Origin of the sequence: Mesorhizobium sp. M0077 (assembly GCF_040322955.1) — a bacterium.
In the GTDB taxonomy this organism is placed as follows: Bacteria; Pseudomonadota; Alphaproteobacteria; order Rhizobiales; family Rhizobiaceae; genus Mesorhizobium.
Window position 1 is genome coordinate 115,288 of sequence record NZ_JAMYUL010000016.1, and the last position, 23,883, is coordinate 139,170.

General features: G+C 62.3%; 24 protein-coding genes and 1 other RNA gene. 9 read left to right on the top strand and 16 right to left on the bottom strand.

Going from position 1 to position 23,883, the window contains the following annotated elements; translation table 11 throughout:
- Positions 1-189 precede the first annotated feature (189 nt).
- From NKJ57_RS25830 to NKJ57_RS25850, 5 genes are all read right to left on the bottom strand, one after another.
- Entirely contained in the window at positions 190-375 is a 186-nt protein-coding gene (locus tag NKJ57_RS25830; RefSeq protein ID WP_023668333.1) for a DUF2065 domain-containing protein, read from the bottom strand.
- Positions 376-379: 4 nt separating this feature from the next.
- Positions 380-1,357, bottom strand: a complete 978-nt coding sequence (gene hflC / locus NKJ57_RS25835; RefSeq protein WP_023682089.1) for a protease modulator HflC — start codon at positions 1,355-1,357, stop codon at positions 380-382.
- On the bottom strand, positions 1,357-2,472 hold the full coding sequence (hflK, locus tag NKJ57_RS25840) for an FtsH protease activity modulator HflK (RefSeq protein ID WP_023696986.1): 1,116 nt from the start codon (positions 2,470-2,472) through the stop codon (positions 1,357-1,359). Before hflK ends, hflC begins: the two co-directional genes overlap by 1 nt.
- 116 nt (positions 2,473-2,588) lie before the next feature.
- Entirely contained in the window at positions 2,589-3,260 is a 672-nt protein-coding gene (locus NKJ57_RS25845) for a dihydrofolate reductase (protein WP_352513017.1), read from the bottom strand.
- A gap of 157 nt (positions 3,261-3,417) precedes the next feature.
- On the bottom strand, positions 3,418-4,428 hold the full coding sequence (locus NKJ57_RS25850) for a DUF4424 domain-containing protein (protein ID WP_352513015.1): 1,011 nt from the start codon (positions 4,426-4,428) through the stop codon (positions 3,418-3,420).
- A 147-nt stretch (positions 4,429-4,575) separates the two neighbouring features.
- On the opposite strand from NKJ57_RS25850, the gene cobF reads away from it, so the two are divergent.
- Positions 4,576-5,337, top strand: coding sequence for a precorrin-6A synthase (deacetylating) (gene cobF, locus NKJ57_RS25855; protein ID WP_352513013.1), 762 nt, complete (start codon positions 4,576-4,578; stop codon positions 5,335-5,337).
- A gap of 170 nt (positions 5,338-5,507) precedes the next feature.
- Here cobF and NKJ57_RS25860 read toward each other — a convergent pair whose 3' ends face one another.
- The 6 genes from NKJ57_RS25860 to NKJ57_RS25885 all read right to left on the bottom strand — a co-directional run bounded on the left by NKJ57_RS25860 (position 5,508) and on the right by NKJ57_RS25885 (position 10,389).
- Entirely contained in the window at positions 5,508-5,849 is a 342-nt protein-coding gene (locus NKJ57_RS25860; RefSeq protein ID WP_023667411.1) for a winged helix-turn-helix domain-containing protein, read from the bottom strand.
- A gap of 69 nt (positions 5,850-5,918) precedes the next feature.
- On the bottom strand, positions 5,919-7,031 hold the full coding sequence (gene modC / locus NKJ57_RS25865) for a molybdenum ABC transporter ATP-binding protein (RefSeq protein WP_352513011.1): 1,113 nt from the start codon (positions 7,029-7,031) through the stop codon (positions 5,919-5,921).
- A complete protein-coding gene (modB, locus tag NKJ57_RS25870) occupies positions 7,028-7,732 on the bottom strand; it encodes a molybdate ABC transporter permease subunit (RefSeq protein WP_352513009.1) in 705 nt (234 codons plus the stop codon). The genes modC and modB overlap by 4 nt, the downstream gene beginning before the upstream one ends.
- Before the next feature lie 15 nt (positions 7,733-7,747).
- Positions 7,748-8,542, bottom strand: a complete 795-nt coding sequence (modA, locus tag NKJ57_RS25875) for a molybdate ABC transporter substrate-binding protein (RefSeq protein ID WP_352513088.1) — start codon at positions 8,540-8,542, stop codon at positions 7,748-7,750.
- A gap of 386 nt (positions 8,543-8,928) precedes the next feature.
- On the bottom strand, positions 8,929-9,723 hold the full coding sequence (locus tag NKJ57_RS25880; RefSeq protein WP_023688064.1) for a thymidylate synthase: 795 nt from the start codon (positions 9,721-9,723) through the stop codon (positions 8,929-8,931).
- A 354-nt stretch (positions 9,724-10,077) separates the two neighbouring features.
- Positions 10,078-10,389 carry a DUF2853 family protein gene (locus NKJ57_RS25885; RefSeq protein WP_023668323.1) on the bottom strand — a complete coding sequence of 104 codons (312 nt, stop codon included), beginning with the start codon at positions 10,387-10,389 and terminating at the stop codon, positions 10,078-10,080.
- A gap of 168 nt (positions 10,390-10,557) precedes the next feature.
- On the opposite strand from NKJ57_RS25885, the gene ssrA reads away from it, so the two are divergent.
- Positions 10,558-10,916, top strand: a transfer-messenger RNA (tmRNA) gene (ssrA, locus tag NKJ57_RS25890).
- Positions 10,917-11,127: 211 nt separating this feature from the next.
- Here ssrA and NKJ57_RS25895 read toward each other — a convergent pair.
- Positions 11,128-12,333 carry a multidrug effflux MFS transporter gene (locus NKJ57_RS25895; RefSeq protein WP_023682099.1) on the bottom strand — a complete coding sequence of 402 codons (1,206 nt, stop codon included), beginning with the start codon at positions 12,331-12,333 and terminating at the stop codon, positions 11,128-11,130.
- A 188-nt stretch (positions 12,334-12,521) separates the two neighbouring features.
- Between NKJ57_RS25895 and NKJ57_RS25900 the strand changes: the two genes are divergently transcribed.
- From NKJ57_RS25900 to NKJ57_RS25915, 4 genes are all read left to right on the top strand, one after another.
- Positions 12,522-13,205 (top strand): TetR/AcrR family transcriptional regulator, encoded by a 684-nt coding sequence (locus NKJ57_RS25900; RefSeq protein ID WP_023668320.1) that lies wholly within the window; start codon positions 12,522-12,524, stop codon positions 13,203-13,205.
- Positions 13,206-13,335: 130 nt separating this feature from the next.
- The gene (locus tag NKJ57_RS25905) at positions 13,336-13,875 is read left to right on the top strand and encodes an SspB family protein (protein WP_023741675.1); all 540 of its coding nucleotides are present in this window, start codon (positions 13,336-13,338) and stop codon (positions 13,873-13,875) included.
- 18 nt (positions 13,876-13,893) lie between these two features.
- Positions 13,894-14,088, top strand: coding sequence for a DUF4169 family protein (locus NKJ57_RS25910; protein WP_023667420.1), 195 nt, complete (start codon positions 13,894-13,896; stop codon positions 14,086-14,088).
- Between the two features lie 13 nt (positions 14,089-14,101).
- Positions 14,102-14,329 (top strand): ribbon-helix-helix domain-containing protein, encoded by a 228-nt coding sequence (locus tag NKJ57_RS25915; RefSeq protein WP_352513007.1) that lies wholly within the window; start codon positions 14,102-14,104, stop codon positions 14,327-14,329.
- Here NKJ57_RS25915 and NKJ57_RS25920 read toward each other — a convergent pair.
- Positions 14,326-16,116 carry a chloride channel protein gene (locus NKJ57_RS25920; RefSeq protein ID WP_352513006.1) on the bottom strand — a complete coding sequence of 597 codons (1,791 nt, stop codon included), beginning with the start codon at positions 16,114-16,116 and terminating at the stop codon, positions 14,326-14,328. The genes NKJ57_RS25915 and NKJ57_RS25920 overlap by 4 nt on opposite strands.
- Positions 16,117-16,290: 174 nt before the next feature.
- Here NKJ57_RS25920 and NKJ57_RS25925 point away from each other — a divergent pair, with 174 nt between their 5' ends.
- A complete protein-coding gene (locus tag NKJ57_RS25925; protein WP_027050603.1) occupies positions 16,291-16,719 on the top strand; it encodes a MarR family winged helix-turn-helix transcriptional regulator in 429 nt (142 codons plus the stop codon).
- Positions 16,720-16,759: 40 nt separating this feature from the next.
- On the opposite strand, the gene NKJ57_RS25930 is transcribed toward NKJ57_RS25925, so the two are convergent.
- The 3 genes from NKJ57_RS25930 to NKJ57_RS25940 all read right to left on the bottom strand — a co-directional run bounded on the left by NKJ57_RS25930 (position 16,760) and on the right by NKJ57_RS25940 (position 22,765).
- Positions 16,760-20,698 carry an AsmA family protein gene (locus NKJ57_RS25930; RefSeq protein WP_352513005.1) on the bottom strand — a complete coding sequence of 1,313 codons (3,939 nt, stop codon included), beginning with the start codon at positions 20,696-20,698 and terminating at the stop codon, positions 16,760-16,762.
- A 157-nt stretch (positions 20,699-20,855) separates the two neighbouring features.
- Positions 20,856-21,335: an STM3941 family protein gene (locus tag NKJ57_RS25935; protein WP_352513004.1), complete on the bottom strand. Its 480-nt coding sequence runs from the start codon at positions 21,333-21,335 to the stop codon at positions 20,856-20,858.
- A gap of 20 nt (positions 21,336-21,355) precedes the next feature.
- A complete protein-coding gene (locus NKJ57_RS25940) occupies positions 21,356-22,765 on the bottom strand; it encodes an FAD-binding oxidoreductase (protein ID WP_023690898.1) in 1,410 nt (469 codons plus the stop codon).
- 223 nt (positions 22,766-22,988) lie between these two features.
- Between NKJ57_RS25940 and NKJ57_RS25945 the strand changes: the two genes are divergently transcribed.
- Positions 22,989-23,474 carry a thioesterase family protein gene (locus tag NKJ57_RS25945; RefSeq protein WP_352513002.1) on the top strand — a complete coding sequence of 162 codons (486 nt, stop codon included), beginning with the start codon at positions 22,989-22,991 and terminating at the stop codon, positions 23,472-23,474.
- Between the two features lie 146 nt (positions 23,475-23,620).
- Positions 23,621-23,818, top strand: coding sequence for a hypothetical protein (locus tag NKJ57_RS25950; protein ID WP_013531006.1), 198 nt, complete (start codon positions 23,621-23,623; stop codon positions 23,816-23,818).
- The last annotated feature ends 65 nt before the right edge of the window (positions 23,819-23,883 follow it).

Here is a 23,883-nt window from a genome sequence, read left to right on the forward strand (position 1 = left end):
CGTCGCGTCATGTTGGCAAGAAATACGGCACGTTTGCGGCTATGGCCACATCAGGAGGATAAATCCTCCGTTACACCTTAGAATGGTTCGCCGTTTCGCGGAAACGGCGAACCGTTCGATCCCTTTGCTTTTACGCAATTCCGGACGGAAAACCGCTCACACTTTCCTGGAATTGCAGATCAGCGGTCCTCAGCCACGCACCAACCAGACGATGCCGACGCCGATGGCGATCGCCACCAGCCCGACGATGCGCAGCGCAATTTCCGGCGTCGACAGCACTTCGCCGGCAAGACGTTTGGCAAGGCCGGGAAAGCCGCCATAGACCAGACCCTCTACGACGAGGACCAGGCCTATGGCCGCAAGGAAATCCTGCACCGCCCTACTGGGCGGGTGCAGGTTGTGCAGCCGGCGCGGCAGGTGCCGTCGCCGGCGCGGCAGGTGCCGTCGCCGGAGCCGCAGGCGCCGCCGGCTTCGCGTCCGTCCCGTCCGGATTGCGGAAGAAGCGGAAGAACTCCGAGTTCGGCGACAGCACCATCGTCGTCCCGGAGTTGTCCAGCGCCGTGCCATAGGCATTCATCGACCGGTAGAAGTCGAAGAACGCCGGATCGCGTTTGTAGGCGTCGGCAAAGGTCGCGCTGCGCTGGGCTTCACCTTCACCACGCAGGATTTCCGATTCCTTGCGCGCTTCGGCGACGATTTCCACCACTTCGCGGTCGGCGCGGGCGGTGATGCGCTGCGCGGCCTCCTTGCCGCGTGCTCTCAGCCGTTCGGCCTCGGCCAAACGTTCGGCCTTCATGCGGTCGAAGGTCTGCTGCGAAACCTCAGCCGTCAGATCGGTTCGGCGGATGCGCACATCCTCGATCTGCAGGCCGAGCGAGGTAGCGTCGGGCCGCAGCTGATCGCGCACTTCACGCATCATCACGGCCCGCTCTTCCGAGAGCGCCGCCTCGAAGTCGCGCAGACCGTAGACACGGCGCAGCGCCGCATCGAGACGCGTCCTCAGTCGTGCTTCGGCCAGTGTGATCTGACCGGACACGGCTGAGCGGAACACCCGCGGATCCGAGATGCGGTACGCGATGAAAGCGTCGACCTCGTAGAACTTGCCGCCCGAAACCTGGACGCGGATGTTATCGAGATCGAAGCGCAGCACCCTGTTTTCGATCAACTGCACGCTGTCGGCGTCGAAGAAGGCGAAAGGCGCCTTGAAATAGATGCCGGGTTCATTCTTCACGTCGACGATCTCGCCGAACCGCAGCACGAGCGCCTGCTGGCGCGCGTTGACCACGAAGACCGAGGAGTAGAGCAGGAACAGAAGCACGGCCGCGATGACCGCGATGATGGGAAGACGATTGGCCATCACTGGGCTCCTCCCGTGGTCGCAGGCGGCGGCGCCTTCGGCTGCAGTGCCGGCAGCGGCAGATAGGGAACGACCCCTTGCCCATTGCCCTGTTCGACGATCACCTTGTTGGAATCCTTCAGCACCTTCTCCATCGTTTCCAGATAAAGCCGCCGGCGCGTAACATCGGGCGCCTTGGCGTATTCGTCATAGACCGAGATGAAGCGCTGCGCCTCACCTTCGGCTTCCTGGACGACACGGTTCTTGTAGGCTGCCGCGTCCTCGCGGATCTGCGCCGCGGCGCCACGCGCCTGGCCAAGCTTCTGGTTGGAATACTGGTTGGCCTGCTCGACGAACTTGTCTTCGTCCTGCTCGGCGCGCTGCACTTCGTCGAACGCGTCGGCCACTTCACGCGGCGGCGCCGCGTCCTCGATCGAAACCGCGTTGACATTCAGGCCGGCCTTGTAGCCGTCCAGCGTCGTCTGGATGATTTCACGCACCGACGCGGCGATGCCCTGACGGTCGTCGCGGAAGATGTCCTGCGCCGGTCGCCGGCCAACCGCTTCGCGCATGGCGCTCTCTGCGACCTGCTGCAGCATGCCTTCGGGATCGGAGACGTCGAACAGATAGGCCCGGGGATCGGAGACCTGATAGGCCACCGAAAACTGGACGTTGACGATGTTCTGGTCGCCGGTAAGCATCAGCCCCGACGAGTTGCCGCTCGTCGCGCCGCCACCACCGATATCGACGAGTTGTTCGGCGATGTTGGCCGTCTCGACGGTTTCGACCGGCCACCAATGGAAATGCAGACCCGGCTGCGACAGCTCCGCCTTCGGCTTGCCGAAGCGCAGCTCGACCGCAACCTCGTCCGGCTGCACGGTGTAGACCGCCTTGAACGCCCACAGCACGATCAGAGCCGCTGCGATCAGCGCAAAGACGGCCGGGCTGGCGCCGCCGCCACCGGGCAGCGCGCGCCGCAGCCGGTCCTGGCCGCGGCGGATGATGTCTTCGAGATCGGGAGGTGACCCCGGCGGGCCGCTAGGCCCCTTCGGTCCCTGCCCCCAGGGTCCCTGATTGTTGCCGCCGCCGCCGCCCCATGGGCCGCCGCCACCGCCGCTCTTGTCGTTCCAGGGCATGAATGTCCTTTCGCTTGGAATTCCCTCGGCGCCGGCGTTGCGGCGCAAAATCCAGTTGTTCTTCTATAGGGACGCAGCGATGCGCTTTCAACGCGATCGGCCTTCTAGGCCTCATATTAAAGCAGCGGCAACTGCTCTTCTTCAACGGAATGCATCGGCGCGGTGGCGATCATTGAAGAATAACGATCCAAGAACGAAGCCACCTGTGGGTCTGCTCGTAACAAGCGATCAGTCGCTTCAAATCGATGCTCGGGCTTCAGCCTCACCAGTGTGGTGATGCGAAAAGGATGATCGTCGATATCAGACCTAGGGTATTCTTTCTCTTTGTAGTAGCGCCAATGAGCTCTATCGAACTGCCAGTCAAACTTAGCGTCACCGTTAACTCGAGAAAATACCTCCGTCAAATACACCTTGTTTATGTAATTGCGGAACTCACCATAAATTCGCTCTCCACCAATGACAAAAAATTGCTTCTTAAAATTGCAAATTGAATATACATCGGCCAAGAGAAGAGCAGTCTCTATATCCTTCGCCCATTTTATTCCGCGAGCGTCCGGAACTGGAGTTCTGGAGAGGACGATATTCTCTCGCTTAGGAAGCGGTCGGCCAATAGATTCGAATGTCCGTCTTCCCATTATAATGGCATGCCCTTCGGTTCTTTTCCTAAAATGCCGAAGGTCCGTTCCCAGATGCCAAGGTAATTGGTTCTCGATTCCGATAACGTGATCGGGATAACTTCTCGCGACGATCGACGTCGCGGAAGGCATTTGTATTTTTTTCGCTACCAATCGCCCATCCCCACACTCAACAGTCGTAGGCTAGGGTAAATGCCATCAACCTCGATGCGATAAGATTTCTATGGCTCATCAAAACGGATTGCACCAGTGACGAAGCGCCGCAAAATAGCGTCATTGCGCGCGATGGCGACATAGATCGCGACATCCATCAGTTGGCATCGCCGTCATCCGACGGCTCCAAGAGCAATATGTCGATGTTGTGCTCGGGATAGAAATCCTGCGCCTTGGTCTCGAAGGTCGTCGGCCCGACCTTCTTGACATTGTCGCCGCAAAACGAGATCAGCGCTTTCGGATTGCCCTTGTCGACGGTCAGCTTGAACTTGCCGATGCTGCCATTGGCCCAGTTGCCGCCGGTGGTCAGGATATAGGCTATGCGGTTCTCGTAAAAATGCGGATAACCGTCGGCCTTGGCGGCCTGCCGCACCGCATTCTCGAAGCTGTCGTCCATGCAGTAGCGGGTCTTGTAGGTCGTGTACTGGATGCCCTCGGTGAACTTGCCGTCATAGAAGAAACTCACCGATGACGTGCCGCCGACGCTCGGTTTGTAGCGGTGCGAGACGTGGACATCCTTGTTGGCCGGAAATATCGCGCGCCACCAATAGGTCGAGCGCAACTGCCACCACGGCGTATAGACCTTGTTCGCCTCGGTACCGTCGCTGCCCGTATCCTCGATGATGATGCCGCGGTTTTCCCAATCCTCGGCGACCGTTTTCGGCAGCTTCGCCAGGGCCGCCTTGGCCGCATCGCCGAACGGATTGAACGGCACGTTCTGCGCCTTCAGATCGGCGCCGATATCGATGCCGACAGCGAACACTTTCTGCTCGAGCTGCGGCTTTGCCGGCGCGCCATCGATCGTCACCTCGAAGCCAAGGAAATTGTCGCTCTGGTTTTCCGGGATGGCCGGCATTTCCTCCGGATTGCCTTCGATGTCCGGCAGCGGAAAAGCGACGATGGCATTTACATCCTTGTCCGTGTTGTTGTGGAAGACGTAGTCGACCGTGACCTTTTCCGGCGAGATATAGAGGTCCTCGCTTTGCATCGACACCGCGTCGCTACGCGACAGGATCAGGCCACCTGTGCCGAGTTCGGCGGTCGTATCATTGGCCAGCGCGGGCGCTGCTGAAAGCGCCAGCGCTACGGTCAGAACATATTGCAACATCGAAGCCCCTCGCCAAGAATGCCGCGACCCTAGCCGTTTCAGTGTGGCGTTTCAAAGCCTTCCGTCTCCCAGCAGGACGCCACAGTGTCTGGACACGCCAATCGGCGGTCTGGACTAACAGGTTTCGATCGGGCAGGAGTTCGCGTCATGCGCAAGCTTCTCGTCATCGGCATCGGCGCCGGCAATCCCGACCATATGACCGTGCAGGCCATATCAGGCCTAAACCGGGCGGACGTCCTGTTTATCCCCGACAAGGGGGCGAAGAAGAACGACCTTGCCGAATTGCGCCGCCACATCTGCGACCGTTTCGTCGGCAATCCGAAATCGCGCCGCGTCGAATTCGACGTGCCGGTGCGCGCCGAGCCGGCGCCTTCCTATCGCTCGACCGTCGATGACTGGCACGAGGCCATCGCCCAGATCTATGAGAGCCTGGTCCGCGACGAACTTGCCGAGGACGGCTGCGGCGCCTTCCTGATCTGGGGCGACCCCTCGCTCTATGACAGCGCGCTCCGCATCCTCGCGCGCGTACGACTGAGAGGCAATGTCGCATTCGAACTGGAGGTCATTCCCGGCATCACCGCCGTCCAGGCGCTCGCCGCCGGCCACAAGATGGCGCTGAACCGCATCGGCGACCCCGTGCTGATCACCACCGGCCGCCGCCTCGCCGAACAAGGCATGCCGCACAATGCCGGCAGCGCCGTGGTCATGCTCGACGGCAAATGCGCCTTCAACACGCTGGCAGACAAGGATCTGATCATCCATTGGGGCGCCTATCTCGGCACACCGGACGAGATCATCGTTTCCGGTCGCCTGGGTGATGTCGGCGAGGAGATTGAGAGGACGAGAGAAGAAGCCCGGAAAAGAAAGGGCTGGATCATGGACACCTATCTGCTGCGAAAGCGGGACTAGGCAGTAAGGGAATTGAAGAATTGAGGAACTGAAGAATTGGTGAAAAGGGCATTCTTCAGTTCTTCAGTTCTTCAGTTCTTCAGTTCTTCAGTTCTTCAGTTCTTCAGTTCTTCAGCTCTTCAGTTCTTCTTCTTCAGTTCTTCAGTTCTTCAGTTCTTCATTTCCTCCCCTCACCCAGCATCAATCTCCGCCTGCAAGGCGTCCATGTGCGTGGCCGCCGCTGCCGCCGCAGCGCGCTCGATAGCGCGAAAACGGCTGACGACTGCAAGGCCAACTGATGTCAGCTGCGCGCCGCCGCCCTTTTTGCCGCCGGTCTGCGCCGCGACAAGCGGCTTGCCGAACACCCGGTTCATATCTTCCACCAGATCCCAGGCGTGCTTGTAGGACATCTCCATGCCGCGCGCCGCAGCCGAGATCGAGCCGAAAGTGGCGATCTGCTCCAGCAACTCGATCTTGCCCGGACCTATGCGCCCGTCCGGATCGAGATTTATCCGCAGGCTCAGCGACGGCATCTCTTGTCCTCCACGGTCACACTAGCCCCTCTCGACCCATAGCGCTATTCCAAGACGATATAGCGGCTATCAGCCATCCGCTTCGGCCGGCAGCCCGGCGCCGGTGTTGGCGCGGTCGAAACTGACCGTCTTGATCACCGCGAACACCTTGCCGCCGAGCTCAAGGCTCAGCACCTGCCTGGATTGTTCGGTGATGCGGGCAAGAACCCTTGCGCCATTGCAGTCGATGCCGATCTCGACGGTTGGCCCCTCGCCTGGGCTGATTGCGACGATGGTGCCCGGCAGGATGTTGAGCGCACTGAGACCTTTCGGCAGTTCGGTGGCGATCATCACATCGCGGGCGCGGATGCGGATGCGTACAGGCGCGCCGACCGAGACCGCCAGAAGCGGCACCCGGATTTCGCCCGCCGCCGAGCCGAGCACGGTCATCCCGAAGATCTCATCATGGCGCAGCACCTTGGTGTCGAGCACCGCGCCGCCCTCGCCGCGTTCCTCCGCCGGCAGCAATTCGAGCCGTTGCATGATCGCGCCGGTCGGACCGGAGGCTGCGACCTTGCCTTGCGCCATCACCACCACGTCGCTGGCCAGCCGCGCCACTTCGGCGACGGAATGGCTGACACAGACGATCGGGATCTTCGTCTCGTCGCGCAGCCGCTCGATATAGGGCAGGATCTCGGCTTTGCGCGCATCGTCGAGCGAGGCCAGCGGCTCGTCCATCAACAGCAGTTTCGGGCTGGCAAGCAGCGCCCGGCCGATCGCGACGCGCTGCTTCTCGCCGCCCGACAGCTTTGCCGGTCGCCGGTCGAGCAGCGGACCGATGCCGAGCAGTTCGACGACCGCGTCGATATCCGCATAGCGCTCCGCCGGCGGCGAGAACCAGCGGCCGTAGCGCAGATTGCCGGCCACGCTCATATGCGGAAACAGCCGCGCGTCCTGGAACACCATGCCGATCCGGCGCTTGTGCTTCGGCACGAAAATGCCGGCATCGGTGTCGACCAGCACACGGCCGTCGACCGCGATACGGCCCTTGGTCGGCCGGATCAGGCCGGCGATCACGTTGATCAGCGTCGTCTTGCCGGAGCCCGATGGCCCGAACAGCGCCGTCAGCCGCCCGGCGCTTTCGAAACGCGCGTCGACGGCGAAACCGCCGAGCCGATGGCTGATGTCCACCAGCACGCTCATTCGATGTCCATCCGCCGGCCGACGCGCCGCGCCAGCACTTCCGAGGCGACCAACGCGGCCATCGAGATGACGATGGAGATCAGCGTCAGCCTGAGTGCCCCGTCATCGCCGCCAGGCACCTGCGTGAAGGTGTAGATCGCCGAAGGCAGCGTCTGCGTCTCGTTGGGAATGTTGGAGACGAAGGTGATTGTGGCGCCGAACTCGCCCATCGCCTTGGCGAAGGACAGGATCGAGCCGGCGATCAGCCCGGGCAGGATCAGCGGCAGCGTGATGGTGGCGAAGACCCAAATCGGGTTGGCGCCGAGCGTTCCCGCCGCTGCCTCCATTTTGCGGTCGACCGCCTCGATCGACAGCCGGATCGCCCGCACCATCAGGGGAAAGCCCATGATGCCGCAGGCCAGTGCGGCGCCGGTCCAGCGAAACGAGAAGACGATGCCGAAATGCTCGGCCAGGAACGCTCCCGCCGGCCCGCGCCGGCCGAAGGTAAGCAGCAAGAGATAACCTGTCACCACGGGCGGCAGGATCAACGGCAGGTGAACCACACCGTTGAGCAGCGTCTTGCCCCAGAATTTTCCGCGGGCCAGCAAAAGCGCCATCAGGATGCCCGGTGGCAGGCTGAACAGCATCGCCACCATCGCCACCTTGATCGACAGCCGGACCGCATTCCATTCGTCCGGAGTGAGGTCCAGCAGCCAGTTCATGCGTCAGGCGCTACCTTAATTGCTCGGCGTGAGCACGGTGAAACCCTGATCCCTAAACAGTTCCGCCGCCTTGGCGGACTGCAGGCACTTCAGGAAGGCCGGCGTATCCTTGTCCTTCGAATCGGTGGTCTGGGCAACCGGATAGATGATCGGCGGGTGCGAATCCTCCGGGAAGGTGCCGACCACCTTGACGCTCTTGTCGGCATGCGCGTCGGTGGCATAGACGATGCCGAGCGCGGCCTCGCCCGTTGAAACCAGCTTAAGCGCGGCGCGCACATTCTCAGCCTGCGCCACCTTGCCTTCGACCGACGACCAGACGCCGAGCGATTCAAGTGCCGCCTTGCCGTATTTGCCGGCCGGCACCGCCTTGACGTCGCCCATGGCGAGCCTGCCGTCGCCAACCAGCTTGGCGAGGTCGAAGCCTTTCTCGATCCTGGTTTCGACCTTGGAATCCTTCGGCGCCACCAGCACGATCTGGTTGCCGAGCAGTTTCACCTCGGTGTCCGGCTTGGTCAGTTTCTTGTCGGAGAGATATTTCATCCAGTCGAGGTCGGCCGAGATGAACACATCGGCGGGCGCCCCGAGTTCGATCTGCTTGGCCAGCGCCGAGCTCGCGGCGTAGGAGACGGTCGCCGCTTCACCGACATCGGCTTCGCAGGCCTTGGTGACGGCGTCGAGCCCGTCCTTGAGGCTGGCTGCGGCAAACACGATCACCTTGTCTCCCGCGTGAGCCGCCGGCATCACGGCCATCAGCGCCACAGCAAAACCGCCAACGGCGATCGCCCTCGAACCAAAACCTTTGTTGCCCAACATGAAAACTCTTCCTGGGTTTGAAATCTGCTGGCCCGACTCCTGCCGACCGATATATCTGGATGAATATAACAAGGGAAGGCCGCCTCCTGCGAAAGCGTATGTTCGGCATCGATTGTTCTGGTTTGGACGTGCACCGAAACCCGGAAAGGAACTTCGATGAAGATCACGCGCCCGCAACATCCTCAAGGGAACGATCGTCGAGATCGTCAAAGCACCTCGCCTGTCCGCGGTGATGTCGCCGGCTCCGTCGTCACGCTTCGATCACCAACGAGGCCGTTGCCGATCTCAAGCTCGAAAAAGGCAAGCAGCCTATGCCATGATCAAGGCAACCGACGTCATGGTCGACATCGATTGAGGGTCGGAATTGATTGACGGTGGACGGATCAGACCGCGATCGGCGCCTTGATCGACGCGTCGGCAAAATAGTTTTCCAGCCGGAAATCCTCGAAGCGGAAGGCGAACAGGTCCTTCACCTCCGGATTGATCCACAGCGTCGGCAGCGCCTTGGGTGTGCGCCGCAATTGCTCGCGCGCCTGCTCGAAATGGTTGGAATAGAGATGCGCATCGCCCAGCGTATGGACGAACTCGCCGGGCTTCAGCCCGGTCACCTGCGCCACCATCAGGGTCAGCAGCGCGTAGGAAGCGATGTTGAAGGGTACGCCGAGAAAAATGTCGGCCGAGCGCTGGTAGAGCTGGCAGGACAGCTTGCCGTCCGAGACGTAGAACTGGAACAGGCAGTGGCAGGGCGGCAGCGCCATCGCCTCCACTTCGGCCGGGTTCCACGCCGAAACGATCAGCCGGCGTGAATTCGGATTCCTGCGTATCTCCTTCAGAACATTGGCAATCTGGTCGATCGACCCGCCATGGCCATCCGGCCAAGAGCGCCACTGCTTGCCATAGACCGGGCCGAGATCGCCATTCTCGTCGGCCCATTCGTCCCAGATCGAAACGCCATGATCTCTAAGGTATTTGATGTTGGTGTCGCCGGCCAGGAACCACAGGAGTTCATGGATGATCGACTTCAGATGCAGCTTCTTGGTGGTGGTGACGGGAAAGCCGCGCGACAGGTCGAAGCGCATCTGGTACCCGAACACCCCACGCGTGCCGGTGCCCGTGCGGTCGCCACGGTCGGCGCCATTGTCCAGCACATGCTGCAAAAGGTCGAGATACTGGCGCATCGGCTTCGCCTCGATTCGGGGTTACCGCCATCATAACCGACTGGCCGCCGGCCGAACACAGCAAAAGGACCAGAACGCGGCTTGCCCATCACTCTTCAAGGGTTAGCGCTGCCCCTCACCTGCCTGCCGGCATCCTCTCCCCGTATAGGGACGGGGAGAGGGGCGCTGTGATCAGCGGTTTCGCCAATCACAAGCGTTCGAGAGAGAGAGAGAGAGAGAGAGAGCCAAGGCTGCGGTCAGCCCTTTCTCCCCGTCACTATACGGGGAGAAATGCCCGGCAGGGCAATGAGGGGCGGTGCTGACCTCCGGTGAGGAGCAAAATCAAACGCGCGCTCTGCCTATCGGCAATAATCTCTACAAAGAGCCGAGCTTGCCCAGATCCTTGGCGACCAGATAGTAGAAAGTCACGCGGCTCTTGGAGCTGTCGGCGGCCAACGCCTTGCAGGTCTTCTCGATCGCTGAGTCGGCTTTCGCCCCGTCGGTCACGCCGAGTTTCTTGGCAACCCAGTTGGTCTTGACGCGCTCCAATTCCTTGGGGTCGGTGCAGGATACCAGCGAGGAATCGCGGTTGCGCAGCGCGATGCCCAGATGTTTCACAATCTTGGCAACCACATCGGCATTTGCGGCGGCGTCGTATTTCTTCACGTCTGCGAGATAATCGGCCATCAAATTTCCCCATGTCGGCGCCACGGGATCCGATCGATGAGGGCTGTGGCGCGCTGCCGCAACTTGTGCGCTCGGTCGATACTCCTCACCGTCGCAAAGCTTCGGTTGAGACCGCGCGCGAGTCAACCCTCGGCGCCGCAGTTTGGTGCGGCCAAGAAGTGTCATTGCGGCCTTTCATTTTGTGCGCCCGCCCCCTATATTCGTTTTGTCGGCTTGACCGACTATGGCGATAAATGGGCGATGTAATAAGCCGTTCGGACCCGGGGGCGGTACCCGGCGCCTCCACCAAGAACCGCTCTGTGATCAGAGCGGCTGTTGCTGGGGGCGAAATAGGATCGACGAAGGTGTAAAGATCGTACTTTTGCCCGGCATGGTACCACCGTCATCGGGCTAAACCTGTAGTTGCAAATGACAACTATGCGGAAGCACGTCTCGCCGCGTAAGCGGTGCGATAGCTTCAAATCAAGCCCTAGAGGTTCGCACTTCTAGGCGGGGTTCGGAGGTACCTGGCAACAGAAACCTCCACTTCTCCCCTCCTCGATATCGTACGCTCAATGCCGGCTGCCGCTGGCCGGATTTCGCATGACGATGGGCCGCGAAGCCTACACCAAATTGAGCCATGAGCTGGTGCAATTTGCCGCTGGCGTCGGTCGAAGGCCGTGGTTCTGGCCGGGGCCGGATTACCCAGACGTGAAAAAGGCCGGGATGACCCGGCCTTTCCGGTCGATTGCGGTCAGCTTACTCGGCCGGCGCTTCAACGGCTTCGCGCGAGCGGCCGAGCGTCAGTTTGGCCAGCGTGAACGAGATTACGGCGCAGAGCGTGATGCCGGCCACCATGGGCAGCGGCGTGCCGTCGAAGAAGATGCCGGCGACGCCCATCGCCAGCGCACCGATGGCGAAGTGCAGCGTGCCCATCAGCGCCGAGGCCGTGCCGGCGATCTCGCCATGCTCTTCCATGGCCAGCACCGACGTCGTCGGGATGACCAGGCCGAGGAAGCCGTAGCCGACGAACAGCAGTGCCGCCATCACATCGAGCCGGTCGACGCCGGTCGCCATGACTGCGAACAGCACCACCATCGTCGTGGCATAGCCGGTTACCGCCACCCAGACGACGCGCTTCAGCCCGAAGCGCTCCGACAGCATCCCCGTCAGTTGCGACATGCCGATGAAGGCCACCGCATTGATCGAGAAGAACACGCTGTAGACGGAAGGCGACAGCCCGTAATGGTCGATCAGGATGAAGGACGAACTCGAGAGGTAGACGAAGAAGCTGGCGATGCCGAAGCCGGCGATCGCCACCAGGCCGAGGAAATTGCGGTCACCCATGAGGAAGCGATAGCCGGCGAGTGCGGTTCCGAAGGAGGAACCGACGCGTTCTTCCGCCGGCCGCGTCTCCTTCAGCGAGGTCGCCAGCAGAATGGTGGCCAGCAGGGCCGCGCCCGTCACCGTCCAGAACACGGCGCGCCAGCCGAAATTCTCGATGATCTGGCTGCCGGTCAGCGGCGCCAGGATCGGCGACACCGAAAACACCAGCATCAGCAGCGACATCAGCTTGGCGGCTTCGGTGCCGGTGTGCAGGTCGCGCACGATGGCGCGCGGCACCGCCATGCCGGCGCTGGCGCCCAGTCCCTGCAGGAAGCGGAAGGCGATCAGCCATTCGATGGTCGGGCTCATGGCCGAACCGATACCGCCGACCATGAACAGCGCAAGGCCGCCGTAAAGCGGCAGCTTGCGGCCGACCATGTCGGAGATCGGTCCGACGACGATCTGGCCGAAGCCCATCGACAGGAAGAAGATCAATAGGCTCATCTGAACGGCGGCGGTGCCGGCATGCAGATCTTCGCCGATCGAAGGCAACGCCGGCAGATACATGTCGATGGCGAAGGGGCCGATAGCGGACAACAGGCCGAGCACGACCGCGATGCGGAGGAATTTGGGACTCATGATAAAGGCTTCTTTCAAGTCTGGTTGGCGCCGCCAACGCGACGACTAACCCTAGGACGTTCCATCCCGTTGAAATCCGACGGCTCAGAGCGAGATTATTCGTCTCTACGGAGCGAATTCCCCATTTATTGTGTCCACAAATTTAGACAGCCTTGTCTAATTCGTCAATCACCTCTATATAGATTTCTATGAAGCTTGCCGTTTCTCCTGACATTTTCCCGCCACGCGGCCACGAGGCCAAGCGTATGTCGATTATCGATGCGGCGGCTTCGGTCTTTTGCCGGGAAGGCTTTGCCGGCGCGAATATCGACCTGATCGCGGTGGAGGCCGGCGTGTCGCGCCAGACCATCTATAATCACCACCGCGACAAGGAAAAGCTCTTCATGGCTGTGGTGCGCGATCTGACGGAGCGCTGCAATGCCGGCATCTTCGCCACCTTCGCCTCTTTCCCAGACCAGCCGAAGGATCTGGAAGCCGACCTGATCGGCTTTGCCGTGCGCATGAATCAGAACTGCATCTGCAACCGCGACGGACGCTTCCTGCGCAAGCTGATCCAGACCGAAGGCGAGCGCTATCCCGAGCTCTTCGCCGAATGGCGCGACCAAGGGCCGGGCCGGACCTGGCCGGCACTTGCCGCCCGTTTTGCCCGCCTCGCCCATGCCGGCCATCTCGCGGTCGACGATCCCGATGTCGCCGCACGCCAGTTCCTGGCGCTAGCCAACGCCGAACTGCAGACCACCTTCATGCTCGGCGGCATGCCGTCGGAAGATGAAGTGCTGCAATCCGCGACCCACGGCGTGCGCACATTCCTGCGCGCCTTCGGCAAGCGCAGATCAGCGGCAGCGGTGGAAAAACAGCTGGCCAGCGCCTGAACGCCAAAGCAGGCGATCAAATCGTCCGTTACGGGCTTCGCTTCGGCGCATCAGCGATCTATATCCGGTTTACGCCGCGCTCAAGCTTGATTACAGCTATGCGGACGATTCAACGGAACCCGACCAGCACATGGCCGACGACCACATCCGCTACGACATTCTGGCCCAGGAGGCATTGCGCGGCGTCATGCGCAAGGTCCTGGCCGAAGTCGCGCGCACCGGCCTTCCCGGCAATCATCATTTCTTCATCACATTCCTGACCGGCGCGCCGGGCGTGCGGGTGTCCTCCAGGCTGCGCGAGCGCTATCCCGAACAGATGACCATCGTCATCCAGTTCCAGTATTGGGACCTCAAGGTGACCGATACCGGCTTCGAGGTCGGGCTGTCCTTCTCCGACGTGCCGGAGAAGCTGGAAATCCCGTTCTCGGCCGTACGCGGCTTCTACGACCCATCGGTCAATTTCGAACTCGAATTCGACGTCAAGACCGACGTCCCGGCGGAAGACGATGCAGCCGCCCAGCCGGCTGCCGAGCCCTTGGCTATCGTCTCCGAGAAAAAGCCGAAGGCCGAGAAGAAGGCAGCTACCACTGAGGCGGAGAAAAAGCCCGCCGTGGCCGATGCCGGCAAGGGCGCCGACGTCGTGTCGCTCGACGCCTTCCGCAAGAAGTAGCGGGACGGACGGCGCGACATGGGCGAAATCGTCAACCTTCGCCAGGTCCGCAAGCAGAAGGCGCGCACCGAAAAGGAAAAGCTCGCCGGCGAGAACCGCGCTCTGCACGGCCGTTCCAAAGCCGAAAGAACTCGTGACCGGCTGACATCGGACAAGGCCGAAAAATTCGTCGCCGGCCACCGCCGCGAACGCCCGGAAGACCAGGGCGATTGATGGACCGCCTGCGGTGAGCCCGGTCGAAAAACGCTCGGTGACCATCCGCGGCCATCGCACCAGCTATTCCCTCGAAAAACCCTTTTACGACGATCTCCTCGCCATCGCCGCCGAGCGCAAGCTGACGCTTGCTGCCCTGGTCGCCGAAATCGACGAAACAAGGCCGCGCGATGCGAATCTGTCGTCGGCCCTCAGGCTCCACGTGCTGGACTGGGCCAAGCGCGACGCCAGAACTTCTTAGGCCTTTATGACCGCGTCCTGTTTCTTGCGGCGGGTGCCAAATCCCAGGAGCGTCGAGCGATCACGTTCCTCGGCAAGCTTCTTCGACCGGACGCGCATCAGATCTTTCCAGCCGACATAGCCGACCAGCCGCGCGTCCTCGCGCGCGACAACCGGCAGATGCGAGACATTGGCCATCAGCAGCTTGTCGGAAAGCCCCTCGAGATACTCGTCCGGATAGGCAAGCGTGAGCTTGCCGCCGGCAAGCAATTCGCCAAGCGTCGTGGTGCGGTGCTCGCCCGCGCGCCTCCAGCGCAGGATCGCCGGCGGATCGATGACGCCAAGCACCTGGCCGTCTTCGCTGACAACGGGAAAGCTCGGATGCCGCGTCTGGGGCGCGGTCAGGAAGGCGGCTGCGCCATGGAGCGTCATCGTCGCCGGCACGCTCTCCACCTGCGCGGTCATGACCTCGCGCACCTTGGTGAGCGCGAACGGATCGACACGATATTCTCGAACCAGATGATGCCCTCGCCTGGCAATCTTTTCCGTCAGGATCGACCGCTTCATCAACAGCACGGTGACGGCGTGAGCGGCCGCGCAAGCGGCGATCAACGGCACCAGCACATGGGTGTTGCCGGTGAGTTCGACCGCAAAGAAGGTCGCCGTCAGCGGCGCGCGCATGGTGCCGCCCATGGTCGCCGCCATCGCCAGCAACGGCCAGAAGCCGGGCGTCGCCTCAGGCAGGATGCCGGCGAGAACCGCGCCCATGGCGCCGCCCATGATCAGCAGCGGCGCCAGCACGCCACCGGACGTTCCAGAACCGAGCGCCACCGACCAGATGATCGCCTTGACCACCAATAGGACAAGTGCGGCCGTGGCGATCAAGCGACCATCGAGCATGTCGGCGATGTTGTCATAGCCAACGCCCAATGCCTGCGGCTCGATCAGTCCGCCAATGCCGACTACCAGGCCACCGATCATCGGCCACCACATCCAGTGTATCGGCAGCTTCTGGAAAGCGTCTTCGCAGGCATAGACCATCTGGGTCAGCAGGCCGGACAAGAGCCCGGCGCATATCCCGATCAGCACCCAGCCGCCCAGGCCGGTGAACGAAGCCTCCATGCTGCCCTGGAACGGGAAGATCGGCCCCGGCAAATGCAGCATGGTGCGCTCGACCTCGGCAATGATGGCGGCAACCGCCACGGGGATGAAGCTGCGCGGCGTCCATTCGAAGAGCAGCAGTTCCACCGCCAGCATGATGGCCGCGATCGGCGTTCCGAACACGGTGGTCATGCCTGCCGCCGCGCCCGCCACGAGCAGCGTCTTGCGCTCATTGTCGCTGACCGGCAGCATCTGCGCGATCAGCGAGCCGATGGCGCCGCCGGTCATGATGATCGGCCCTTCGGCGCCGAACGGACCGCCGCTGCCGATCGAGATCGCCGACGACAGCGGCTTGAGGATCGCCACCTTGGCATCAAGCCGTGAGCGACCGAGCAGGATTGCCTCGATGGCCTCGGGGATTCCGTGGCCGCGGATCTTCTCGCTGCCATATCTGGCCATCAAGCCGATGATCAGCGCGCCGATCACCGGAACGACGACCGCGGCGTAACCGAGCGGCGTGTCCTGCAGCTTCAGATTGGCAAATGAGAATTGGCCGAAATAAGCGATGTTGGTGGCAAGCTGGATCAGCTTAAGCAGCGCAATACCAGCAAACAGTCCTGCGGTTGCAACCACCACGGCGATCGCCGCGATCAGCAGCACGCGCGCATCGGTAGTGAAGTCGCGCAGGTGATTTTCCGAGGATTTCATATGGCGTCCAGCTTTCCGACGACGCCACGCGCGCCATCCTGTTGTCGGGCCGCTATGTATCGTAACACGATATAAATGTTCAAGGCTGTTCGCGACCGCTTTACCGCGTCATTTTGGACAACGACTGCGCGCCGGCCGTTGAGCTTTTCAGGCAAAGGACGATAGAGATCGGAAATGACCGTGCCAAAGAACCCACGACCAGCCATTTCGCAGGCCGACTACCAGCGCCTGTCCGAATTCCGTTACCTGATCCGGCGCTTCCTCGAATTCAGCCAGACCCAGGCCAACGATGCCGGCCTGACGCCGCGCCAGCACCAAGCGCTGCTGGCGATCAAGGGCTTTCCGGATGGCGGGCCGGTCACGGTCGGTGACTTGGCCGAGCGCCTGCGCATACGCCACCACAGCGCCGTCGAGCTGGTAAACCGCCTAGGCGAGGCAGGACTTGTGATCCGGCATCAGGACAAACACGACCAGCGGCGCGTGTTTTTGCGCTTGACCGAACACGCCGAAGACCGTCTTGCCGAATTGTCCGCCGCGCATCTCGATGAGCTCAAGCGCATCGAACCGATGCTGGGACGCCTGCTGACCCGTCACAAGCAATAGTCCGCAAGTCGCGGACCGGTGCCGTCGGCGATGCGGGTGCCTAATTGCCCAGCGACTTCAGCAGATTGTCGACGGAGAACGGATTTGTCCTGGGCTTCGGCGGCGCCGGGGCCGAACCGTCACTGACACCGGGAAGTGAGCGGTCGACCTTCGGCGCCTGCTCCTGAGCCTTGCGCTCGGCCTCCAGCCTGGCTTTTTCCTGCGAAGCGATCCGAGCCTGTTCGGCCTTCTTCCGTTCGTCCTCGGCCTTGGCGGCGTCTTCGGCAGCCTGCTCTTCCGCCTGGGCTTTCGCGTCCGCATCTGCCTTGGCCTTTGCGTCAGCCTCTGCCTGCGCTTTCGCATCGGCATCGGCCTTTGCTTCGGCATCCGCCTTGGCCTTGGCATCCGCTTCGGCCTGTGCCTTCGCATCGGCCTGTGCCTTCGCCTTGGCGTCGGCCTCGGCTTTGAGCCGTGCCGCTTCCTCCTGCTTGCGCAATTCCTCGGCGGCGTTGTCGCGCTCGGTCTGCAGGGCGGCGTAGTAGCGCACCTCGCGCCGCAGCCGCTGCTTCTCGAGCAGTGCGGCCTGCATCGCCTCGACCCGCTGCTGCTCCTTTTCCAGCGCGCGCTGGGTCAAAAATTGCGCCAGCGGCTCGCTGTCGAACTGCTTCTTCAGCGCCCCGAACGGCCCATCGACGCTGAAATTGACCGTCGGATCGGAGCCGATCAGCGCCTCGTCGCCAGGCTTGTAGGTGACAGCGCCCTTGGTGGCGACGGTGCCGGTGTTGAGGTCGGCCGTGATGTCGGCAGACAGCGTCGCCGCCTGGTTTTCGAATTTGATCGGTGGTGCCCGCAACGTGCCGCCGGCGACCGTGAAGGCGATGTCGGCATCGCCGGCAGCAAAGCTGCCGTCGCCAGCGATCTCAGGTGCAAAGCCCGCGGTCTTGGCCACGTCGATGTCGCGCCCGATAGCATCGGCCTTGGCAATCAACGCGCCGAAGGCATCGGGATTGACGCCGGCAATGGTGAGGCCTTTCAGCGCCGCCGTGCCCGAGCCGGAGAGTGCGGCAATCATCGCGTCGACCGATTTGCCGCTGGTCGACAGCCCTGTCGAGAAATCGCCGTTGCCACTCAATCCGGCAGCCGGCAGCACAGTCGCCAGGTCGGCGCCGGCAAGCCTCATCTGGCCGGAGAACAGCCCCGTGCCGTCTGTGTTCTTCAACTCGAACAATCCGGTGAGCGCGCCGCCGAGCAGTTTTGCCTTCAGGTCCGAAACGCGGATGCCTTCCTGGTCCAGTTTCAACGTCAGCGACGCGTCATAGGCTGTCGCCAGCGGTCCGGCGGCAAGCGTCGCCGTCGTCAGGTCGAGATCGGCGCTGAACGGCAGGCTGGATTTCTGGCTGAATGGCGCCGTCGGCCAGTTCGCATTGCTGCTGAGGAACGACTGGTCACCGAACAGCGCAACCGCAATCGGGTCGAGGTCCAGTTCGTCGAGCGCCAGCGCACCGGCAAAATGCGGCAGCCCCTGCTTCGCATCGATGTTGACGTCGCCCGAAATCTCCGACTCGTTGATGGATCCGCTGAGGCCGCTCAACACCAGCAGGCCGTTGCCGAAATCGGCATCCGCGCTGAGCGAGGTCGAGGTGCCCGTTCCCATACCCGGCAGGCCGGCGCCGGTCGTCATCAGCCAGGGCTCGATATCGGAAGCGTCGAGGCCGATCTTGCCCTTGGCGGTGGCGCCTTGCGGCGTCTGAGCGACGGTGCCGTCGAACGTCGCCTTGAAGTCATCGGCGGCGAAATTGAAGCTCGTCGCCAGGCCGCCGCCGAGCGTGCCTTTGGCCGAAATATCGGTGCTTGCCTGGCCGAGCATGCCGAGCGGCAGCGCCGGCAGGCCGTAGAGCGCCAGCAGCACGGTGGCGTCGGGATTTTTGGCGTTGAAGGTCACCGTCACCGGCGCGTCGAGCAACTGGCCGACGGCACCCTTGCCCGACAGCGACGCCGAAAAGGCCGAACCGCCGGCCTTGCCTTGTCCGCTCACCGCCAGCCCGGTCGTGCCGTCGCCATTGTCGGCGGCGCTCGCCACCAGATCGACGCGCGCGTCCTGGAACAGTTCAGGATAGGCGGCCGTGCGGCCAGCCAGTCCCTTCAGCATCAGATTGTCGGGATAGTGTTGCGCGGCAATGTCGATCAGCGGCTTCAGATCGACGGCGACCACCGAGGCATCGAGCTTGCCGGTCGGGCTTGCCGGAAAATCCTTGATCCGGCCGGTGGCGCTGATCGAGGCGCCGGCAAGGCCGCCAATCGACAGCCGGTCGATTTCGAGCAGCCCGTCGCGGAGCCGGAGCGCGGTATCGACCGTGTCGGCGGTGAGCCCGCCGGCATTGACCGGCCCTGCCTTGATCTGAAAATCGAGGTCACGGTCGGAAAAGCGGTTGGCGCCCTTGTCGCTGACGAAGATCGAGGCGAAGGCCGTCAGCCCGTCGACATCGAGTTCGCCGCCCTCGAGCCGCATCAGCACCGAGGACTTGGCGTCGTCGGGCTGGTTGGAATCGATGCGGCCGGTGAACTTCGACTTGCCGAGGATCAGTTCGAGATCGCTGAACGCCTGGCGCTTCTCCGACAGGTCCACCTTGGCCTTGAAGCCGGCGGCCGGCAGCCGGCGGATCGCCTCGTCGACATCTTTCGACAACCAGGCAGCAAAGCCGGAAGGCTGCGCCACCGCCAGCAGCATGGAGCCGCTGAAACCGAAATGATCTTCGACGCTGAGCATGCCGCTGGCTTCCAGCGTCGTGCGCCCGGGCAAGGTCGCGGCCAGCGATTTCACCGACCAGCCGCCCTCGACCGGCTCGGCCGAGAGATGCACGTCGCGCACCGTGGTGTCGCCAGCCACCACCGCCGGCAGCTTGACCTCGACAGTGCCGGGGATGCTCGGCTTCGGCAGTTCGAGCAGCGCCTGCTCGATTCCGGCAATGCGCTGGTCCAGCGTCAGGCCGGCGCCCTTCTCAGCGCCCACCGCTTCATCCAGTTGCACCTGGGCGCCATTGGCCTCGATGGCGAAGTTCGGCCTAAGGCCGAGATCGACCGAAGCCTTGCCGTCGGCCGTGTAGGGATTGTCGAGCGGCCCGGTCTCGAAGCGGAATTCGTCGACGCCAAGCTTCTGGTGGTCGAGCGAGAACTTGCCGTTCAGCCGGAAGCCCGGATCGGGTTTGCCGGCGCTGATTTTGACGCTCTCGCCATCGCTGCCGCGCAGTTCGGCGCTGTTTTTGTCGTTGCCGGAAATCTTGAACTGGCCGGAATAGACGGCAGCCCCATTGACGATGCCGGCATTGCCGTCGGTTTCGATGACCAGTGGATAGGCATCGGGATCGACCTTGAGCCTCAGCCGCATCTGGCCGCTGCCTTCGGCCTTGCCGGTCGAAGCCGCAACCGTCGAACGCAGGCCATCGAGCAGCAACGTTCCGTCCATGCGCCACGGCCCGGCCAGCGACTTGGCAGAGATGGTCGAATTGATCTCGGAAATCAGATGGCTGCGCCCGCCTGCGGCATGGCGGAGCGCAATTTCTCCCTCCGTCACCGTCAGCTTCTCGATCGAGATCTGGTTGAGGTCGAAGGGCGAGGACGGCCGTATCGCCCAGTCGACCGTGCCGTTATCGGCGATGTCGATCGTCGCCTTCGGATGCACCAGCCGCATGTCGAAAATCAGCACTTCGCCGCGCAGGAACGGCGCCAGTTCCGCGTCCATCGAAAAGGTCTCGACGGTCATTGCCGGCTGGCCGCCGGGGCCGCCGGCGACCGTGACGTTTGAGAAGGTCACCGAGGGGAACGGCAACAGCCGCGCCGTGGCGTCGCCTTGCACCGTCACCTTGCGGCCGAGAATGGCGCTCGCCTCGCGCTCGAATTGGGCGCGGTACCCGGTCCAATCGACAAAATACGGCACCACCAGCGCTGCAACCAGCACCAGCACAAACAAGCCACCGAAGATCACGAACAGGCGTGCGAGCATCAGCTCCGAACGGGTTGATTGAAAGTCAGCCGCACTCTACCCGCATCAGCGTGTCGATAAAGAGGCAATTCATCCAGAGTTGCTTGATCTCTGATGTATCTGGAAGAGCAGAGATTTTTGGACGCCTTTGACCGCGGTCCGGCCTCTGCGTAAGAGACTATCCTGCCATGGCCCGTCGGCGATATTCGTTCAGCAGCACCACCATCTCCTCGGGCGACAATGTCCAGCCCTGGGGTAATGCGGCTTCGGCGCCCAGGCTTTTGGTCACGCTGCCCATGACGGAGCTTTTCTTGACCCCCGGTGCGAAATTGTACCCGATCATATCGCCTATCCTGCGCCGGCGATGGACGACGAAGAAGCTTTGGATATCCTTCCAGGGGACCAGGTTGGGCGATCGAACAAGGCCTCCGCCGAGACTGAAACCTTGTCCGTTCAGCACCAGAATCTGCGGCCGCACAAGCTGCCAGGCAAACACCAACGCGCCGAGCCCGAAAAAGGCCACGCACCACCAAAGGCCGGCGGTGTCGCCGTCCTCGGAGACATAAATCAGGAAAGCGCAGGCCAGGACAAAGAAGAGGCTGGCCGACAGCAGTAACAGTGTCTTGCCAAGCGATGCCCTTATAATCAGGGTATCCATTGCCGCTCCTCACATTTCGGCTATGCAGGCAATATCTTGCCCGGGTTCATGATGTCTTGCGGGTCGAGCGCTTTTTTTATGGAGCGCATGATGTCGACACCATGGCCGAGCTCATGGCGCAGGAAGCCGATCTTGCCCTGGCCGATGCCGTGTTCGCCGGTGCAGGTGCCGTCCATGGCGATCGCCCGCATGTTCAGCCGCGAGACGAATTTCTCCGCCAGCGCGATCTCTTTGGGGTCGTTGACGTCCATCAGCACCAGCACATGGAAATTGCCGTCGCCGGCATGGCCGACGATCGGCGCAACCAGGCCCATCTCGGCAATGTCGGCCTCGGTTTCGGCAACGCATTCGGCCAGCCGCGAGATCGGCACGCAGACATCGGTCGACAGGCCCTTGGTGCCCGGCCGCAGCGTCAGCGACGCCCAATAAGCATCGTGCCTGGCCTTCCAGAGTTTCGTGCGCTCCTCGGCGACGCTCGTCCACAGGAATGGCCCGCCGCCATTGTCTTCAGCAATGGCACCGAAGGTTTCGGCCTGTTCGGCGACACCGGCATCGCTGCCGTGGAACTCGACGAACAGGCACGGGCTCTCGGGGTAATCGAGCTTCGAGTAATTCTTCATCGCCCGCATCTGCAGTCCATTCACCAGTTCGATGCGCGCCACCGGAATGCCCATCTGGATGGTCGCGATGACCGCGTTGCAGGCCGCCTCGAGGTTTGGAAACGGGCAGACGCCGCCGGAGATCGCCTGCGGAATGCCTTGCAGCTTCAAGGTCAGCGAGGTGATGATGCCGAGCGTGCCTTCCGAGCCGACCAGAAGCCGCGTCAGATCGTAGCCGGCCGAACTCTTTTTCGCCCGCTTGCCGGTCGTCACCGTCTCGCCATCAGCCATAACAGCTGTCAGCGACAGCACGTTCTCGCGCATCGTGCCGTAGCGCACCGCATTGGTGCCGGAGGCCCGCGTTGCCGCCATGCCGCCGAGCGAGGCATTGGCGCCGGGATCGATGGGGAAGAACAGGCCGGTATCGCGCAGGTGCCGATTCAAATCCTCGCGCGTTACGCCAGGCTCGACCGTGCAGTCGAGATCCTCGGGGTTGACCGACAGGATGCGGTTCATGCGCGAGGTGTCGACCGAGATGCCGCCACCCGGCGCATTGGTATGGCCTTCGAGCGACGAGCCGACGCCGAAGGCGATGACCGGCACGCGGTGCGCGGCGCAGGCACGTACGATCTCCTGCACCTCTTCTGTCGTCTCCGGGAACGCGACACCGTCAGGCGCCTGCGTCGGAATATAGGTGGTGGTATGCGCATGCTGCGAGCGGATCGCCGCGCCTGTCTGGAAGCGTTCGCCGAGCTGCTGCTTGAGGATGCCGAGCACCGCCGCAATGCCTTCCTCGTTGCGTTCGACCGGATTGAGGTCGCTCAGAGCCATGAATTCCTCCGCGAATGGACCAGCGTCCATGCTTGTTATGCGATTATGGATGCACGTGACGCAATTCCAGGAAAAGTGTGAAGCGGTTTTCCGTCCGGGATTGCGTCAAAACAGAAACTAAAGCGGTTCACCGTTTCCGCGAGACGGTGAACCGCTCTAGTCTCAGCGGCCACGCCCTGTCCAGCACCTGAACTCGGTCCAGCACCAGAACAAGGAAGTTTCCATGCCCATCCCTGCCCCCTTCGTTTCCAAACCGATGGACATCGAGAAGGACTGGATCGACTACAACGGCCATCTCAACATGGCCTATTACAACGTGTTGTTCGACCGCTGCTCGGATGAGGCGTTCGAGGCGATGGGCATGGGGCTGGATTATGTCAAAGAGCGGCGCCTGACCATTTACACGGCCGAAGTCCATGTTTGCTATGTCCAGGAACTGCACCTCGAACACAAGGTCATCGTATCCTTCCAGCTGATCGATCACGACGACAAGCGGCTGCGGGCCTACCAGGAAATCCGCCATGTCGATGGCTGGCTCGCCGCCACTTCCGAAACCCTGTCGCTGCATGTCGACATGTCCGGGCCGAAAGTCGCGCCCTTCCCCGCCGATGTGCAGGCCAAGGTGGAAGCCATGCGCGCCGCCCATTCTGCACTGCCGATGCCCGAGCGGGCCGGCCGTTCGATCGGTATTCGCCGCAGGACCGCTTGAAGCGCTGCCGCGCCCGCGTTAACCTTACCAAGGTTTTAACGTGAACAAGCCATTTGAGCCATTGAACGACTCAGCGGACCGTTTGAGAACGGTGCCATGCGAGTTGCGACGCGGGCGGCGGGCAACAGGCGGTTCGAGGAACGTGCATGAAAACCGACATCAAGGTCGAGGTGGACAGGCTGGCTGCCGATCCGCGCATCACCGACTATGATTTCTGGCGCTCGTTGAAGAACGTCAACAACGAGATCTTCCACATCGCCAACAACAACGAGCCTATCCCCTTCGACATGATCCGCTGGCGCGCCATCCTGAAGCAGGCGCGCATGAAGCGTGGCCACGCCTGATGTTTCCGCTGTTCTGAGAAAGCCGCCACCGGCGAGCGCCGCCACGGACCATTGCGACCTGATCA

What these genes read in the sequence shown, in the direction of transcription:
- hflC (WP_023682089.1), bottom strand. Translation starts at nt 1,357, where the DNA reads ATGGCCAATCGTCTTCCCATCATCGCGGTCATCGCGGCCGTGCTTCTG.
- hflK (WP_023696986.1), bottom strand. Translation starts at nt 2,472, where the DNA reads ATGCCCTGGAACGACAAGAGCGGCGGTGGCGGCGGCCCATGGGGCGGC.
- NKJ57_RS25850 (WP_352513015.1), bottom strand. Translation starts at nt 4,428, where the DNA reads ATGTTGCAATATGTTCTGACCGTAGCGCTGGCGCTTTCAGCAGCGCCC.
- cobF (WP_352513013.1), top strand. Translation starts at nt 4,576, where the DNA reads ATGCGCAAGCTTCTCGTCATCGGCATCGGCGCCGGCAATCCCGACCAT.
- NKJ57_RS25860 (WP_023667411.1), bottom strand. Translation starts at nt 5,849, where the DNA reads ATGCCGTCGCTGAGCCTGCGGATAAATCTCGATCCGGACGGGCGCATA.
- modC (WP_352513011.1), bottom strand. Translation starts at nt 7,031, where the DNA reads ATGAGCGTGCTGGTGGACATCAGCCATCGGCTCGGCGGTTTCGCCGTC.
- modB (WP_352513009.1), bottom strand. Translation starts at nt 7,732, where the DNA reads ATGAACTGGCTGCTGGACCTCACTCCGGACGAATGGAATGCGGTCCGG.
- NKJ57_RS25880 (WP_023688064.1), bottom strand. Translation starts at nt 9,723, where the DNA reads ATGCGCCAGTATCTCGACCTTTTGCAGCATGTGCTGGACAATGGCGCC.
- NKJ57_RS25885 (WP_023668323.1), bottom strand. Translation starts at nt 10,389, where the DNA reads ATGGCCGATTATCTCGCAGACGTGAAGAAATACGACGCCGCCGCAAAT.
- NKJ57_RS25895 (WP_023682099.1), bottom strand. Translation starts at nt 12,333, where the DNA reads ATGAGTCCCAAATTCCTCCGCATCGCGGTCGTGCTCGGCCTGTTGTCC.
- NKJ57_RS25900 (WP_023668320.1), top strand. Translation starts at nt 12,522, where the DNA reads ATGAAGCTTGCCGTTTCTCCTGACATTTTCCCGCCACGCGGCCACGAG.
- NKJ57_RS25905 (WP_023741675.1), top strand. Translation starts at nt 13,336, where the DNA reads ATGGCCGACGACCACATCCGCTACGACATTCTGGCCCAGGAGGCATTG.
- NKJ57_RS25910 (WP_023667420.1), top strand. Translation starts at nt 13,894, where the DNA reads ATGGGCGAAATCGTCAACCTTCGCCAGGTCCGCAAGCAGAAGGCGCGC.
- NKJ57_RS25920 (WP_352513006.1), bottom strand. Translation starts at nt 16,116, where the DNA reads ATGAAATCCTCGGAAAATCACCTGCGCGACTTCACTACCGATGCGCGC.
- NKJ57_RS25925 (WP_027050603.1), top strand. Translation starts at nt 16,291, where the DNA reads ATGACCGTGCCAAAGAACCCACGACCAGCCATTTCGCAGGCCGACTAC.
- NKJ57_RS25930 (WP_352513005.1), bottom strand. Translation starts at nt 20,698, where the DNA reads ATGCTCGCACGCCTGTTCGTGATCTTCGGTGGCTTGTTTGTGCTGGTG.
- NKJ57_RS25935 (WP_352513004.1), bottom strand. Translation starts at nt 21,335, where the DNA reads ATGGATACCCTGATTATAAGGGCATCGCTTGGCAAGACACTGTTACTG.
- NKJ57_RS25940 (WP_023690898.1), bottom strand. Translation starts at nt 22,765, where the DNA reads ATGGCTCTGAGCGACCTCAATCCGGTCGAACGCAACGAGGAAGGCATT.
- NKJ57_RS25945 (WP_352513002.1), top strand. Translation starts at nt 22,989, where the DNA reads ATGCCCATCCCTGCCCCCTTCGTTTCCAAACCGATGGACATCGAGAAG.
- NKJ57_RS25950 (WP_013531006.1), top strand. Translation starts at nt 23,621, where the DNA reads ATGAAAACCGACATCAAGGTCGAGGTGGACAGGCTGGCTGCCGATCCG.